The 14,921-nt window shown below is 76.1% G+C and carries 12 protein-coding genes; 9 read left to right on the top strand and 3 right to left on the bottom strand.

Going from position 1 to position 14,921, the window contains the following annotated elements; translation table 11 throughout:
* Nucleotides 1-44: 44 nt before the first annotated feature.
* From LG632_RS03890 to LG632_RS03880, 3 genes are all read right to left on the bottom strand, one after another.
* Nucleotides 45-677 carry a DUF6875 domain-containing protein gene (locus tag LG632_RS03890; protein ID WP_226725190.1) on the bottom strand — a complete coding sequence of 211 codons (633 nt, stop codon included), beginning with the start codon at nucleotides 675-677 and terminating at the stop codon, nucleotides 45-47.
* On the bottom strand, nucleotides 674-1,246 hold the full coding sequence (locus LG632_RS03885) for a hypothetical protein (protein WP_226725188.1): 573 nt from the start codon (nucleotides 1,244-1,246) through the stop codon (nucleotides 674-676). The genes LG632_RS03890 and LG632_RS03885 overlap by 4 nt, the downstream gene beginning before the upstream one ends.
* 110 nt (nucleotides 1,247-1,356) lie before the next feature.
* Nucleotides 1,357-2,778 carry a pyridoxal phosphate-dependent decarboxylase family protein gene (locus tag LG632_RS03880; protein WP_374203394.1) on the bottom strand — a complete coding sequence of 474 codons (1,422 nt, stop codon included), beginning with the start codon at nucleotides 2,776-2,778 and terminating at the stop codon, nucleotides 1,357-1,359.
* Between the two features lie 234 nt (nucleotides 2,779-3,012).
* Here LG632_RS03880 and LG632_RS03875 point away from each other — a divergent pair, with 234 nt between their 5' ends.
* The 9 genes from LG632_RS03875 to LG632_RS03835 all read left to right on the top strand — a co-directional run.
* Nucleotides 3,013-4,491, top strand: a complete 1,479-nt coding sequence (locus LG632_RS03875; protein WP_226725186.1) for a multicopper oxidase family protein — start codon at nucleotides 3,013-3,015, stop codon at nucleotides 4,489-4,491.
* Nucleotides 4,492-4,725: 234 nt separating this feature from the next.
* Nucleotides 4,726-6,225 (top strand): MFS transporter, encoded by a 1,500-nt coding sequence (locus LG632_RS03870; protein WP_226725183.1) that lies wholly within the window; start codon nucleotides 4,726-4,728, stop codon nucleotides 6,223-6,225.
* Between the two features lie 188 nt (nucleotides 6,226-6,413).
* The gene (locus tag LG632_RS30465) at nucleotides 6,414-6,632 is read left to right on the top strand and encodes a phosphopantetheine-binding protein (RefSeq protein WP_226725181.1); all 219 of its coding nucleotides are present in this window, start codon (nucleotides 6,414-6,416) and stop codon (nucleotides 6,630-6,632) included.
* A 76-nt stretch (nucleotides 6,633-6,708) separates the two neighbouring features.
* Nucleotides 6,709-7,368: a lipoprotein gene (locus tag LG632_RS03860; protein WP_226725179.1), complete on the top strand. Its 660-nt coding sequence runs from the start codon at nucleotides 6,709-6,711 to the stop codon at nucleotides 7,366-7,368.
* Nucleotides 7,369-7,538: 170 nt separating this feature from the next.
* A complete protein-coding gene (locus LG632_RS03855) occupies nucleotides 7,539-8,495 on the top strand; it encodes an aromatase/cyclase (protein ID WP_226725177.1) in 957 nt (318 codons plus the stop codon).
* A 42-nt stretch (nucleotides 8,496-8,537) separates the two neighbouring features.
* Complete coding sequence (locus LG632_RS03850) at nucleotides 8,538-10,520, top strand: acyl-CoA dehydrogenase family protein (RefSeq protein ID WP_226725313.1); 1,983 nt, start codon at nucleotides 8,538-8,540, stop codon at nucleotides 10,518-10,520.
* Nucleotides 10,517-11,482, top strand: coding sequence for a 4'-phosphopantetheinyl transferase family protein (locus tag LG632_RS03845; protein ID WP_226725175.1), 966 nt, complete (start codon nucleotides 10,517-10,519; stop codon nucleotides 11,480-11,482). Before LG632_RS03850 ends, LG632_RS03845 begins: the two co-directional genes overlap by 4 nt.
* Nucleotides 11,483-11,662: 180 nt before the next feature.
* Nucleotides 11,663-14,203 carry a condensation domain-containing protein gene (locus LG632_RS03840; protein ID WP_226725174.1) on the top strand — a complete coding sequence of 847 codons (2,541 nt, stop codon included), beginning with the start codon at nucleotides 11,663-11,665 and terminating at the stop codon, nucleotides 14,201-14,203.
* 1 nt (nucleotide 14,204) lies between these two features.
* The coding region (locus LG632_RS03835; RefSeq protein ID WP_308107891.1) for an S-adenosylmethionine synthetase N-terminal domain-containing protein at nucleotides 14,205-14,921 on the top strand (717 nt) is incomplete at its 3' end.

Genomic DNA, 14,921 nt, shown 5'->3' with positions numbered 1-14,921 from the left:
ACGGGCGTCGCAGGGGGCGGACGGTGGGGGCGGGGGCGGGGACGTCAGGCGACCACCCGGCTGACCAGTTGGTCGCGGATGCGGGTGGGGATCTCCGGGGCGAAGCGCTGGAGGTAGTGGTCCATGTGGGCGTCGTCGCCCACCAGGAACGGGAGGTCGAAGACCAGGAGTTTGCGGACCGCCAGCAGCGGGACCGGGGAGCGCAGGGGCCGGAAGGAGTCGTTGTACAGGCCCGGTTCCTCGCACAGCGGGTGGAACTGGCCGATCATCAGGCCCTCCGCGACGAACTCGTCCTTGGCCTTGCGCTGGAGCTCGTCCAGCTCCGTCGAGTCGGTCGGGTCGAAGCCCGGCAGGACCAGCAGGATCGTCAGCAGTTCGCGGTCCTCCGGCGACAGGGGGGCCGAGAGCTTGGCGTGGCGGGTGCGCAGCGAGTCCACGGCCGAGGACAGGTCCTCGCAGTCGGCCGACGGCAGGGCCAGGTGGAACAGGTCCTTGCGCAGCGAGGGCTGGGTGTACGGGCAGACCGGACCGGTGCGGCCCAGTTCCGGGTGGCTGGAGACCAGGAAGTCCTTGCTCCACAGCAGGACCGGCAGCAGCGGGCCCGCGTGCGGGGGCGGCACCTCGCCGCGGGCGACCTCGCTCGCGGTCCAGGACAGGATCAGGTCGTCGCCCCTCATCGGGGGTCCCTCCACATCGGTCGCAGGGTGGGCCCGCCCCCCGGCAGGACGATGTCGGCGCCGAGGCGGGTGAAACCGGCGCGCCGGGTGGTGGCCTCGCCGCCGGGCGAGCTGGCCTCGGCGTAGGTGCCGACCCCGTCGCGGTCGGCGACCGCGAGGACCTCACCGAGCAGGCCGGTCATCAGGCCGCCCTGCCGGCGGCCGGCGCGGACCCCGCCGAAGGAGACGGTGTAGTGCGGGGGACCGGCCGGGTGCCGCTCGGCCTGGAGCGCGCCGATGGTGCGCAGGGCCGGCGCGTACGGGCCGAGCGCCTCGGCGAACGCCGCGTCGAGCGCGGCCTCGTCGGGGCGGGCCTGCGGCGGCAGGTAGAGCAGGACCGCGTCGCCGTCCGGGCCGGCCAGGACGGCGTCGTAGGAGGCCGAGAGGTCGACGAACACCCGGAAGAAGCCGGGCAGCAGCTCGGCCCGTCTGCGGTCGTCGGGGATCATCCAGCGGGTCAAGGCGTCCTGGTGGAACGCCACCGCGAGGAGCTGCGCGAGGTGGGTCCGGGTCGCCCGCGACGGCGACACGCGTGAGGTGAGGGTGGGCGGCAACGGAGCCTCCGGTCCGGTCGGGTCCACGTGGGGGGCAGGGGTGGCGGGGCGGGGGCCGGGAGGGGGCCGGTGGAGGGCCGTCACGGTCACGCCGGGGTCTGCGCGGCGGTGCCCGGGGCGGGGTGGGGACCGGGCGCGGCCAGTTCCGTGATGCGGGAGTGCAGGGTGGGGACGTAGTGCTCCGACTCCGGCTTGATCAGGACGCTGCGCAGGACGCGGGCCGAGGCGGCGTCCGGGCGGACGTCGGGGTGGCGGGCCGCGAAGGCCCGCGCGTCCGCGCGCAGCACGCTCAGGAAGACCGGGTCCGCGGCCGCCGTCATGCCCGCGTGCAGCAGGTCCTGCGACGCGGCGTCGATGCCCGACAGGGCCAGGCCCTGCGCCGTCGGGAAGTACGTGACGATGTCCAGGTCCGGCGCCTGGTACAGGCGCAGGCCGGACGCCTCGCGCAGCAGGTCCGACCAGGCCAGGGCCGCGCGGCGGTTGGCCGACAGGATCCGGCCGAAGCCGTCGGGGGTGAGCGGCAGCAGCTGCAGGGTGAGCCACAGCGCGGCGGCCGCCGCGCCCGCGCGGGAGCACTCCAGGCTGATCTCGCCCAGGTGCAGGTCGGAGTCGGTGAAGTAGGTGTACGGCGAGTCGTGGGCGAAGTGCCGACCGGCCCGCGGGTCGGGGAAGAGCACGGCGCCGCACCCGTACGGCTGGAGCCCGTGCTTGTGCGGGTCGACGACCACCGAGTCGCACGCGGCGATCGCCCGCCACGGCTCGGGATCCAGCCCGCCGAGCCCGGCCCGGCCCAGGACCGCGTAGAAACCGCCGTACGCGGCGTCCACGTGCACCCGCGCCCCGTACCGGCGGGCCAGCGCCAGCACCTCGTGCACCGGGTCGACCGTCCCCAGGCCCGTCGTCCCGGTCGTGACGACGACCGTGCCGATCCGCCCGCCGCGCAACGCCTCCTCCAGCGCGCCGAGGTCGATGCGGCCGTGGCCGTCGGCCGGGATCCGGTGGCCCGCCACGCCCAGGACGTGGCACATCCGCTCGTGCGTGTAGTGGCACTCCGCGCTGTACGCGATCCCGCGGTCGGGATGCAGCTGACGGGCGACGTAGAGCGCCTCCAGGTTGGCCATCGTGCCGCTGGTGGTGAGGTGGCCGACGTGCGCGGGCAGGCCGAACATCGCCGCGAGGTCGGCGACCGCCTCCTTCTCCATCTCGGTGGTGGCCGGTCCGCCCTCGGCGGCGTGGTTGTTGGGGTTGAACAGCATCGCCGTGAGGTAGCCGACGACGGCCGCCGGGTGCGGCGGCTTGACCATCTGGCCGGCGTACCGCGGGTGGAAGAACGGGTAGTTGTCGTCCATCCGCTTGGCCAGCCGGTCGAAGGCCTCGGTGAACGCCTCGGAGCCCACCCGGTGCGCCGGGTGCGGGCGGTACGGGCCGAACTGCCCGCCCCACCGCTCGGCGACCTCGACCGCGCGCGGCAGCCAGTCGCGTAGGTCGTGCAGGTCACGCAGGTCCACGGTGGGCCTCCCCCTTCGTGCGGACGCCGGTGCGCGTCCGTCCTCCGCGCGCGGCGGTGTCCCGTCCCGTCCGCAGCCGCGCCACGAGGAGGGTCCCTGAGGCCCCGCAAGGCCCGCGCAACGGCCGGTGCGGGCCCCACGGCGGCGCGAGCACGGCGCGAGTCCGCTCTGGTGCACTCGCCGCGCGACCCGCGTGCCAGCACGCGCACCCACCCTTCCCAGGAGGACATCCCCATGGTCACCAGACGCAGCGTGCTCGGCGGCGCCCTCGCCGCGACCGGCGCGGGCCTGCTCACGGGCGGTGCGCTGATGCCGCTGCTCAGCGCCCGGACGGCCCAGGCGGCCGGGGCAGGGTCCGACGGGTCCGGGGGCGCCGCCGCCGTCGCCGTGCCCGCCCCGTTCACGGTGCGGATGCCGACGCTGCCCGTGCTGTCGCCGATATCCACCCTCGGCGGCCAGGACCTGTACTACGTCACGATCAAGGAGGTCGCCCGCGAGATCCTGCCGGGCGTCCAGACCAAGGTCCTGACGTACGACGGGCACTTCCCGGGCCCGGTGCTGCGCGCCCGCAGCGGCCGCAAGGTCGTCGTCCGCCACCGCAACACCCTCGGCATGCCGATCGCCGTCCACCTGCACGGCGGCAGCGTCTCGCCCGAGAACGACGGCAGCCCCATGGACACCGTCGCGCCCGGCACCTCGCGCACCTACACCTACCCCAACCAGCAGCCGCACGCCCCGCTGTGGTTCCACGACCACGCCCACCACATGGAGTCCGAGCACGTCTACCGGGGCCTGTCGGGCTCGTACCTGCTCACGGACGACGTCGAGAGCGCCCTGCCGCTGCCGTCCGGCCAGTACGAGGTGCCGATCGCGCTGCGCGACGCGCGCTTCGACGCGGCCGGCCAGCTCGTGTACGTGATGGACGACGTCTTCGGCCGCACCACGATCCTCGCCAACGGCCGGCCCACCCCGTACTTCCCGGTCGCCGCGCGCAAGTACCGCTTCCGGCTGCTGAACTCCTCCAACATGCGGTTCTTCCAGCTGCGCCTGTCCGACGGCGGCCCGCTGGTGCAGATCGGCACGGACGGCGGCCTGCTGGAGCGCCCCTTCACCACCGACACCGTCGGGCTGTCCCCGGCCGAGCGCGCCGACGTCGTGATCGACTTCTCCCGCTACCCGGTCGGTACGAAGATCGTCCTGGAGAACACCCTCGGCCCGGGCACGCCCGACCAGGTGGGCCAGGTCCTCCGGTTCGACGTCGTGCGCACGGCCGCCGACCCGAGCCGGGTGCCGGACGTGCTGCGCACGCTGCCGCCGCTGCCGGCCGCGACCGTCGAGCGGAACATCGTGCTCAGCATGGACGAGGACGGGCGCCAGGAGCCGCGCGGGCTGATGGACGGGCAGGTCTGGGACCCGGACCGGATCGACCAGACCGTCACGCACGGCACCTCGGAGATCTGGACGGTCACCAACGCCAACAAGATCGTTCCGCACAACTTCCACATGCACCTGGTGCAGTTCCGGGTGCTGGAGCGGGGCGGCGCCCCGGTGGGGCCCGCCGAGGCGGGGCTGAAGGACACCGTGCGGCTGTTCCCCGGCGAGACGGTCAAGCTGCACGCCACGTTCGCCTCGTACCGAGGGACGTACGTCTACCACTGCCATCTGCTGGACCACTCGGCGATGGGGATGATGGCGAACTTCCGGGTCCGCTGAGCCGCCGCGGGCTCGTCGCGCGGGGTCGCTCGACGCCCGCCCGCGCCGGGGCGCTCGGCAGACGCCCGGGCCGGGGCGCTCGACACGCGCTCAAGGACGGGACGAGGACGCGACGAGCGGCGTGGGAGAAGGTCGGGGCAACAGAACGAACCGTGTGCGGCCGGCCGTGTCCCCCACTCGTCGTGTCCCGTACGTACGTCTTCTGACACCGTGTGACGTCTCTGGAGGCAGGTCATGTCCGCCCCCGTCCTCGAACCCCGCGCGGCCCGTCCCGCCGCCGCGCCGCCGCCCCGCCCCGGGAGCGCCCGGCCCAGCCGGTCGGGCGCGGCGGGCGCCGTCGAGCCCGGCCGTCCGCGGCGCGGGCCGCGGCGCGCCCTCGCCCTCGCGGTGATCGCGTCCTGCAACGCCATGATCCAGCTCGACGACGCCGTCGTGAACATCGCGCTGCCCGGCATGCGGGCCGACCTGGGCCTGACGCCCGTCGGCTCCTCCTGGGTCCTCAACGCCTATCTGCTCGCCTTCGGCGGCCTGCTGCTCCTCGGCGGCCGCGCCGGCGACGTCCTCGGCCGCCGGAAGGTCTTCCTCACCGGGGTCGCCCTCTTCACCGCCGGTGCCGCGGCGCGGGCCGCGGCGCCCGGCGTGGAGGTGCTCACCGCCGTCCGGATCGTGCAGGGCGTGGGCGCGGCGCTGGCCGCGCCGAGCGGCCTGGCCCTGCTGCTGAGCACCTTCGAGGAGGGCGCGCCGCGCAAGCGCGCCATCGCCGTGTGCACCGCGGTCGGCGCCGTCTCCACCGCCGGCGGGCTGCTGCTCGCCGGCACGCTGTCGTCGCTGAGCGGGTGGCGCTGGGAACTGCTGCTCAACGTGCCGCTCGGCGTACTGGTCCTGGCCCTCGGCCCGTTCGTGATCGCCGAGACCCGGCGCAACCCGGGCCGGTTCGACCTCGCCGGCGCGCTGCTGTCGGCGCTGGGCGCGACCGCGCTGGTCCACGGGCTGGCGCGGGCGGCCGAGGAGGGCGCGGGCGACGCCCGGGCGCTGGGCTCCGTGGCGTGCGGCGTGCTGCTCCTGGCGCTGTTCGCCGGGGTCGAGCGGCGCGCGGCGCACCCCGTGGTCGCGCCCGTGCTGTTCCGCGACCGCGCGCGGGTGCTGTCGTACGCGGCGACGCTGGCGGTGCCGGGGTCGGTGATGGGCGCGTACTTCTTCCTCAACCAGTACTTCCAGCAGCAGGCGGGCTACGGCCCGCTGGGCGCGGCCCTCGCGCTGACCCCGCTGGCGGCCACGATGGCGCTGACGGCCGGGGCCGCCGTACGGCTCGAACGGCACCTGGGCCCGCGCCACCTCATGGCGACGGGCGCTGCCCTGCTGCTGACCGGCAACCTCTGGCTCTCCCGGCTGCCGGACGCGGCGCCGGCGGACGCGGCGTCCGCGGTGCCGTACTGGACGGGCGTGCTGCCCCCGCTGCTGCTGCTCGGGGCCGGGATGGCCTGCTGCGTGATCCCGCCGACCGTGCTGGCGACGTCGGGCCTGCGGGGCGGGGAGGCCGGGGCGGCGTCGAGCGTGCTGAACGCCGTCCAGACGCTGGGCGGTTCGCTGGGCCTGGCCGTGCTCGTCGCGGTCGCCTCCCGCGCCGGCATGACCGCCGGTTTCACGGCGGGGGCGGCGTGCGCGGGCGCGGCGCTGCTGGCGGCCCTGCTGATCGGCCGCAGACCGGGCCGGACGGGCGAGGGCGGGGCATGACCACTGGTTCGTCGAACGGGGGGTCGGGCACGGGGCGGGGCGGTCCGCCGGTGGGCGGGCGGGCCGCTGGGTCGGCCGGTGGGCCGGCGGGTGGGTCCGCGGGTGGGTCGGCCGGTGGGTCCGCGGGCGGGCCGGCCGATGAGGCGGCCGGTGGGCCGGCCGGTGGGGCGTCCGGTGGGGCGGGAGCCGTGCAGGACGAGGTCCGTGCGCTCTGGGCCGTCCTGCTCAAGGTGGCGCCGCCCCCGCCGCACGCCGGCTTCTTCGAGCTCGGCGGCAACGTCCTGGCGGCCCACCTCATGCTCCGCCGGCTCTCCCGCACGTACGGCATCGACCTGAGGCTCCGCCAGATCTACGAGACCCCGACGCTGGAGGCACTGGCGGGCGCGATCGCCCGACGGATCGCCTGATCCCCCCGGCCCGGTCCTGCCACCGGCCTGTTACCTTGGCGCGGTTTTCCGGTGTCGGACGTGCGGGACGGCGATCATGCGGTGGCGTAGTGGGGTGCGGGGGCTGGGAGTCGTGCTCGCGGTCGGAGTGCTCGGGACGGTCGGCAGCGGGTGCTCGGGCGCCAAGGGCGCGGACCCGGGCGCGTCCCAGGCCTCCTCCTCCACCGCCTCGGGCCCCGCCTCCGCCGGGCCGGGCGGCTCCGCCGCCCCTGACGGCTCCGCCGCGCCCGCCGGAGGGACGGTCGGGGCGCAGGGGAGCGCGTGTCCGCTGCCGGTCGGGTTCTCGGTGGCGCGGGGGTGGAAGGCCAAGGGGGTCGACGCGCGGTTCGAACAGGGCGGCCTCGTGCTCGGCTGCGAGGTGGACGCCAAGCCGGCCGGGCACGTGGGCTTCCTGCGGGTGTGGGTCGCCGACCGGGCGCCGGGCGACGCCCGGGTGGTCCTGCAGAACTTCCTCGCCACCGTCAAGGCCACCGGCACGCCGTCCGTCACCGACACCACCGCCGGTGCGCTGCCCGCCGTGGAGGCCCTCTACGAGGCCACCGGCGTGGACGGGCCCAAGCAGGAGCGGGCCCTCGCCGTGCTCACCCCGTCCGGTGCCGCCGTCGTGCTGCACCTCGGCGGGCTCGACACCGCCGAGCACCGCGCCATGCTCCCGGCGTACCAGCTGGCCCGGCAGTCGCTCACGGCGGCGCCCTAGGCAGCCCGGGCCGGTTCCCGGGCCGTTTCCCTGGCCGGTACCTGGCCGGTTCCCTGGCCGGTTCCCGGCCGGATCCCGGTCGCCTCTGGACCGGGCCTCGAGCGGCCTTCCGGCGACCCTCCGGCGGAGGGCGGGAAGGTCGGGGGCACAGGGTCAGGGAGGTTGAGCCGATGTCGGGTGAGCGAGTGCACCGCACGTCGTACGAGATCGACGTGGCAGCGCCGGCCGGAGTGGTCTACGGGCTGATCGCGGACACCACGCAGTGGCCGTTGTTCGTGCCGCCGAGCGTCCACGTCGAACGACTGGACTTCGACGGGGTCCTGGACCGGTTCCAGATGTGGGTGACCGCCAACGGGGCCGTGAAGTCCTGGCTGTCGCGCCGCACGCTGGACCCGGGCCGGATGCGGATCCAGTTCCTCCAGGAACTGCCCGCCGCGCCCGCGGTGTCCATGGGCGGCACCTGGATCGTGGAGGAGCGCGGCAGCGAGCGGTGCCGGCTGCGGCTGGAGCACGAGTTCACCGCCGCCGACGACCGTCCCGACGACGCCGCCTGGCTGCTGCTGGCCACCGACACCAACAGCCGGGCCGAACTCGCCCAGCTGAAGGAGACCGCCGAGCGGTGGCAGCGCCTGGACGGGCTGCTGCTGACCTTCGAGGACTCCGTCCGTACCCAGGGGCCCGCGGAACTGGTCTACGACTTCCTCTACGGGGTCGCCGACTGGCCGGAGCGGGTGCCGCACGTGGCTCGCGTCGACGTCGTCGAGGACCTGCCCGGCGTCCAGGTGATGAGCATGGACACGCGGATCGCCGACGGCTCCGTGCACACCACCGACTCGGTCCGCATCTGCTTCCCGCACGCCTGGCGCATCGTCTACAAGCAGACGAGGACGCCCCTGCTGATGGAGGCCCACACCGGTGAGTGGTCCGTGGTGGCCGACGGGACCGGCGTGACCGTGACCTCCCAGCACAGCGTGCTGCTGCGCGAGGAGGCCTTCGAGCGGGTGCTCGGCCCCGGCGCGGACGTCCACCAGGCGCGGGCGTTCGTCCGCGAGGCGCTGGGCCGCAACAGCACCGCCACGCTCGAACTGGCCAAGCGGCACGCGGAATCCGCCGTACGCATCCTCTGACCGCCCCGCCCCCTCTCACCGACCGGGAGACGAGTGATCGTGATGCGCTCCCTCGCCGCCGCGACCGCATCCGCGCAGGGCCGCGGGGCCGCGACCGCCGACGCCGGGGCCGCCCGCCCCGGGGCCGCCCACGCCGCGACCGCCCGCCCCGGGGCCGGGGCCGGGGCCTTCGGATCCGCTTCCTCGGATGCGGCGCGGGCGGATGCGGTCGCGCGGGCGGATGCGGTCGCGCGGGCGCGGCGGCTGGAGGAGCTGCTCGGGGATCCGTACGACCCGGGCAACCCGCACGGGCTCGCCGCCCTGCTCGACGCGGACCGGCGCGCCGTGCCGCCGTACGCCACGGAGGAACTGCTGGACGCGGCCGGGATCGGCGCCGAGTTCGTGCCCGCCGAATACGGCGGCCGGCTCACCCGCGCCGACCTGCTGGTCACCGCCCTGCGTCCGGTCTTCCGCCGGGACGCGGCCCTCGGCTTCGGGTACGGCATCACCTCGCTGTTCGCGACCGCCGCCGTCTGGGCGGCCGGCACCGCGCGCCAGCGCGCGGAGACGGCCGACCTGCTGCTCGGCGGCGGCCGGGCGGCGATCGTCCACCACGAACTCGCCCACGCCAACGGCATCCTGCGGGACGAGCTCACCGCCCGGCTCGGGGCGGGCGCCGGTTCCGGTGTCGGTGTCGGTGTCGGTTCCGGTGCCGGTGCAGGGGCCGGGGGCGGCCCTGGTCGGGGCTCGGGAGGCGGCTCGGGCGCGGGACACGTGCTCAGCGGGCGCAAGGACGTCATCATGAACGCGGCCCGGGCCGGCGTCCTGGTCGTGTACGCCCGGACCTCCGCCGAGCGCACCGCCCGCAGCCACTCGGTGCTCCTGGTCCGCCCCGACCAGGTCGCCGACGGCCTCGTGCACCTGCCGCGGGTCGCCACCGCCGGGATGCGCGGCGGGCTCTTCTCCGGCCTGCGCTTCGACGGCTGCGCGCTGCCCGCCGACGCCCTCGTCGGGCGCCCCGGCGAGGGCGTCGCGCTGGCCCTGCGCACCTTCCAGGTCAACCGCTGCGTCATCCCGGCGCTCGCCGTGGCCGCCGCCGACACCGTGCTGCACTCCGCCGTCCATGCGGTGACCACCGGCCGGAGCAAGCCGATGGCGCGCCGCTGGCGCGGCCCGCTCGCGGGCGTCTTCGCCGACCTGCTGGCCGCCGACGCCATGGCGCTGGTGGGTCTGCGCGCCCTGTCGCTGCTGCCGGAGCGGTCGCACGTGCTGGCCGCCGCGGTCAAGTACGTCGTACCGGACCTGCTGCGCGAGAACCTGGAGGAGCTGGCGTCCGTCCTGGGCGCGCACCGCTACGAGCAGGGCAGTTCCCGCTACGGCTCCCTGGCCAAGCTCGTGCGCGACCTGCCGGTCGCCGGGCTCGGGCACGCCGGGAACGCCGCCTGCCACGCGGTGATCGTCCCCCAGCTGCCGCTGCTCGCGCAGCGGTCGTGGCTGCGCGCGCAGGAGCCGCCGCCGAGCCTGTTCCGGCCGGAGGCGGAGCTTGCGCAGCTCGACTACCGGCTGCTCGGCGCGGCCGGCGGCCACGACTTCCTGAGCGCCACGCTGGTCGCCGCCGCCGGCCGGCTGTCGGGCGCCCGGAGCGCGGGCGGCCACCTCGCCGTGCTCGCCGAACTCGCGGAGGAGTTCGTGGGGGAGCTGCGGGCGCTGCGCGCCCAGGTCCTGGCCGGGCCGGAGCTCCCGGCCGCCGTGGTGCTCAGCGACCGGTACGCGCTGCTGCTGGCCGCCGCCGCCGTGTTCGGCGTGTGGGAGGCCCGGGCCGCCGCGGGCGAGGGCCCCGGCGGGGACCCGTTCCTCGCCGACCCCGCCTGGGCGGTCCTCGCCCTCACCCGCCTCGGCGGCCGCCTCGGCATCGCCGTACCGGAACTGCCCGAGGACTGCGTGCCGCGCGTCCTGGAGGAACTCGTCGACCGCTACCGCACCGGGCGCTCCTGCGACTTGGCGGGGACGGCGTACGGGGCCCGGGGGACGGAGGCGGCGGGATGAGCGGTGCCGAGGGTCCGGGCGGTACGGGTGGCACGGGCGGTACGGGTGGCTCGGGCGGCACGAGCGGTACGCGGAGCTCCAGGGACGGCGCGGGCGGGATCGCGCGGCCGGTCCACGTCACCGGGCCCGACGGCCCCTGGGACGAGGTCGCGGCCGGGGTCGCCGGGCACGGGCACGCCGTGGTGTACGCGACGTCGGGGGAGTGGCTGACCGCCGCGCTGTCCGACGCCGCGCTGTCCGGCGCCGGGTCGTCCGGCGCCGGGTCGTCCGAGGCCGGGTTGTCCGAGGCCGGGCTGCGGCCGCTGCTCGGCCGGGACTGGCAGCGCTACCGGCGTACCGCCGACACCACCGTCCGCCACCGCTTCGTCACCTCGCGGATGGTGGTCAAGTACACGGCCGCCGCGGCGTTGGGCACCGAGCCGACGGCGCTGGACCTGTCGTACCGGATCGGCGGGCGCCCGTACATCCGCGGGCTGGACCAGATCGACGTCTCCCTCAGCCACACCGAGGACCTGATCGCGGTCGGCGTCAGCCGCACCGGGCGGATCGGCGTGGACGCCGAACCCGCCGACCGGCGGATGTCGTTCGAGCTGCTGCACGACCGGGTGTGCACCCCCGCCGAGGCGGCCGAGCTCGCCCGGCTGCCGGCCGACCGGCGGGCGGCGGAGCTGCTCCGGCTGTGGACTCTCAAGGAGGCCTATACCAAGGCACTCGGGCAGGGCCTCAGGCTGGACTTCAACGAGTTCGGCTTCGCCCTGGACAGCGGGGAGCTGCTGGCCCCGGACGGCCGCCCGGCCGCCCGGGGGGAGTGGTCCTTCGGCACGCACCAGGTGCTCGGGCGCTACCTGCTGAGCGTGGCCTGCCACGACGCCGGGCTGGACCCGGCCGCCGACACGGCCGTCCACACGATGCTCGACGCGGGCTTCCTGAGCGTGGTCGAGGAGGTGCTGGCGGAGGGCTAGGGGGGTGGCGGGGCGCAGGGCCGGAGGGCCGGCGCCCCGGCGAAGGAAAGCGGACGTCACGAACGTGTCGGGGATTTGCGAGCGGCGCTCGCACACGGCCTCGACGTTGGAAAAGGATCAGTCGACGCGGCCTACGCGTCGACCCGTCGACCGTCGAGTCGGGAAGTGGAGGGGAAGCAGATGGCCGCCAGCGTGGCCGTGACCGTCATCGTCACACCCGGCCCCCCGCCCGAACTCACCCTCCACGGACCGCTGCCGGCCGGGGTCCCGGCCGCCGGGGGCGGTTGGCTGCCGCTGGCGTGGCGGTCGTCGCTGGTGTGGCGCCGCCACAGTCCTACGCACCACACCGTGGCCGTACCGCCCGGCTGGGCGGGGACCCTGTCGGACCTGCTGACCGCCGGGGAGCCGACGGGCTTCCGGGCGCCCGCGCCTGCGCCCGCACCCGCGCCCGCGCCTGCGCCCGGGCCGGAGGCGGAGGCGGGTGTGGCGGGTGTGGCGTCGCTGTCGGGGGGCGGTGGGTGGCTGCCTGCTACGCCCGTGCAGCGGGAGATCCTGCTCGACGCGCTCACGCACCCGGGGGCCGGGCTGCACGTGGAGCAGTTGCACTGGCGGTGGTACGGGACGTTCGACGCGCGGCGGTTCGTCGCGGCCTGGCAGAGGCTGTACGCCGTCGAGGCCGTGCTGCGCGCCTCGTTGGCCCGGGCGCCGGAGGCCGGGGCGGGCCCGTGGCTCGCCGTCCACCCGTACGCGGCGCCGCGCGTGGAACGGCACCCCCGGGGCAGCGCCGACTGGCACGCGCTCCTGCTCGCCGAGCGGCGGCGGGAGTTCGAGCTGCGGGAGCCCGGCGGGGCGCTGCGGATCGCGGTGCTGGAGGAACCGGACCGGGTGTTCCGGATCCTGTTGACCTACCACCAGGCGTTCCTCGACGGCTGGAGCGTGCGGCTGCTGCGCCGGGCCTTCCTCCGGGCGTACGCCGCCGACGGGCGGCCCCTCGGCGGCGAACGCCGCCCGGACCTGCGCGACCACGCCCGTTGGGTGGCTGCCCGACCACTCGGTCCGGCCCGGGCCTTCTGGACGGCCCGGTCCCTCCCGGCGGCCGGCGCCACCACCCTGCCGGGCCGTCCCCCCACCACAACGCCGGATCCGGCCCGTACCACCAGCACCCTCCGGGACACCCCGCGCACCGGTGCCCCGACCGACCTCGGCGCGACCGAGCTGGGCCCGACCGAGCTGGGCGCGCGGCACGGCGTCGGGGCCGGTGGCGGGGGTCGTGCCGTCGCCGGGTACGGCCGGGTGCGGCAGCGGCTGAGTCCGTACGAGGCGCACCGGTTGCGGGGGTGGGCCGCGCTGCGCGGGGCCACGGAGAGCACGGCCCTGCACCTGGCGTGGGCGCTGCAGTTGCACCGGGCCGCGGCCGGGGCGGGGGAGGGGCGCGCGACGCCCGTCTGTTTCGCCGCCGCCGTCTCCGGGCGGGGCATCGCCCTGGACGGGGTCGATCGGATGCCCGGCTCCCTGCGCAGCGCCGTGCCGGTGTACGCCACCGTGGACCCGGCGGCGCCGCTCGCGCACCTGCTGACCACGCTGGCCGGCCGCGCACTGGACGCGGCGGCGTACGAGTGGCTGGCCCCGGGGCAGTTCGCGGCCTGGGCCGGCGACGGCCCCGACCCGGAGCTGGACCCGCTGCTCCGCGCGGGGACCGGACCCGGTCCCGTACGGCCGCGGCCCGAGTCGCTGATCGCCTTCGAGGTCCAGGAGCCGGAGCGGCGCGAGCCGGGCGGGAGCGCCCCCCGTCTCCCCGCCGACCCCACCGCCGACCGCCTGCGTCGGACCCCCGACCGGCACTCCGCCGACGGACCGGCTGCCCGCCCCGAAGCCGCCCGTCCCGGCGGGCCGTCGTCCGGGGACGCCTCGGTGGTGTCGGACCGGGCCGGTCAGGTGGGGGCCGGGTGGGGGGCGGGCGAGGTCGTGGAGGGATGGGGGGCCGTGGCCTTCGGGGTGACCGCTCGGCACGACGCCGACGGCGGTCTCGTGCTCACCGCCGTGCACGACCGCGCGCGCGTCGCCGATCCCGACGCCGCCGAGATCCTCGCCCAGACCGCGCACCTGCTGCGCGAACTGCCCGACACCGGCCGGGGATCCCCCACCGTCGCCGATGCCCTGCGGGCCCTCGACGGGACCCCGCTGCCCCGCGCGGCTGCTCACCCGGTACCGCCGTCCCGGCAGGCCCTGCGCACCCTGCGCGCCTCGCTGCCCGGCTCCGGGGCCGGCACGATCTGCCTGATCCCGCCGCCCGGAGCGCGCCCCGACTGCTACGCACCCCTCGCCGCGGCCCACTGCGGTCCGCAGGCGCTGACCACCGTCCCGCCGCCCGCCGACGCCCGGGCCTGCCTGGCCGCGCTGCGGCCGGCGCTCGCCCGCGGCGAACCGCTGCTGCTAGGCGGTTTCTCCGGCGCCGGCGCCCTCGCCTGCGAGATCGCCGAGCGTATCGCCGCGTACGGCTGGCACCCGCCCCTCGTCGCCATCGGCGGCGCCGCCGACGGCGGCCCCGACGCGGTGCGGGCCCTGGCCCTGATCCTGCGGACCGCCACCGCCGAGGCCGGGGCAGATGCCCCCGCCACAGCGCCCGCCACCACCGCCACCGCTGCCGCAACGCGCCGCCACCGGCCCGCCGCGGCGCGCACGACCACCGATCCCTACGAACCCGACAGCCATCAGGAGTGACATGTCCCGCCGCCTGTTCACCTCGGAGTCCGTCACCGAGGGCCACCCCGACAAGATCGCCGACCAGATCAGCGACACCATCCTCGACGCCCTGCTCCGCGAGGACCCCACCTCCCGCGTGGCCGTCGAGACCCTCATCACCACCGGTCTCGTGCACATCGCCGGCGAGGTCACCACCCAGGCCTACGCCCCGATCGCGCAGCTCGTGCGCGAGAAGATCCTGGAGATCGGCTACGACTCCTCCGCCAAGGGTTTCGACGGGGCGAGCTGCGGCGTCTCGGTCTCGATCGGCGCGCAGTCGCCCGACATCGCCCAGGGTGTGGACACCGCCTACGAGTCCCGGGTCGAGGGCGACGAGGACGAGCTCGACCGCCAGGGTGCCGGCGACCAGGGCCTGATGTTCGGGTACGCCACCGACGAGACCCCCGAGCTGATGCCGCTGCCCATCCACCTGGCGCACCGGCTCTCGCGCCGGCTGACGGAGGTCCGCAAGGACGGCACCGTCCCGTACCTGCGTCCCGACGGCAAGACCCAGGTCACCATCGAGTACGACGGCGACAAGCCGGTCCGCCTCGACACGGTCGTGGTCTCCTCGCAGCACGCCTCCGACATCGACCTCGACGCCCTCCTTGCCCCCGACATCCGCGAGAACGTCGTCGAGTACGTGCTGGGGCAGCTCGCCGAGGACGGCATCAAGCTCGACACGGACGGCTACCGG

The sequence above is a fragment of the Streptomyces antimicrobicus genome (genome assembly GCF_020532625.1).
GTDB classification, from domain to species: Bacteria; Actinomycetota; Actinomycetes; order Streptomycetales; family Streptomycetaceae; genus Streptomyces; species Streptomyces antimicrobicus.
The sequence above is the reverse complement of the archived record's forward strand: the minus strand, read 5'-3'. Positions and strand labels throughout refer to the sequence as shown.

What these genes read in the sequence shown, in the direction of transcription:
- LG632_RS03890 (WP_226725190.1), bottom strand. Translation starts at nt 677, where the DNA reads ATGAGGGGCGACGACCTGATCCTGTCCTGGACCGCGAGCGAGGTCGCC.
- LG632_RS03840 (WP_226725174.1), top strand. Translation starts at nt 11,663, where the DNA reads ATGGCCGCCAGCGTGGCCGTGACCGTCATCGTCACACCCGGCCCCCCG.
- LG632_RS03875 (WP_226725186.1), top strand. Translation starts at nt 3,013, where the DNA reads ATGGTCACCAGACGCAGCGTGCTCGGCGGCGCCCTCGCCGCGACCGGC.
- LG632_RS03845 (WP_226725175.1), top strand. Translation starts at nt 10,517, where the DNA reads ATGAGCGGTGCCGAGGGTCCGGGCGGTACGGGTGGCACGGGCGGTACG.
- LG632_RS03860 (WP_226725179.1), top strand. Translation starts at nt 6,709, where the DNA reads ATGCGGTGGCGTAGTGGGGTGCGGGGGCTGGGAGTCGTGCTCGCGGTC.
- LG632_RS03855 (WP_226725177.1), top strand. Translation starts at nt 7,539, where the DNA reads ATGTCGGGTGAGCGAGTGCACCGCACGTCGTACGAGATCGACGTGGCA.
- LG632_RS03870 (WP_226725183.1), top strand. Translation starts at nt 4,726, where the DNA reads ATGTCCGCCCCCGTCCTCGAACCCCGCGCGGCCCGTCCCGCCGCCGCG.
- LG632_RS03850 (WP_226725313.1), top strand. Translation starts at nt 8,538, where the DNA reads ATGCGCTCCCTCGCCGCCGCGACCGCATCCGCGCAGGGCCGCGGGGCC.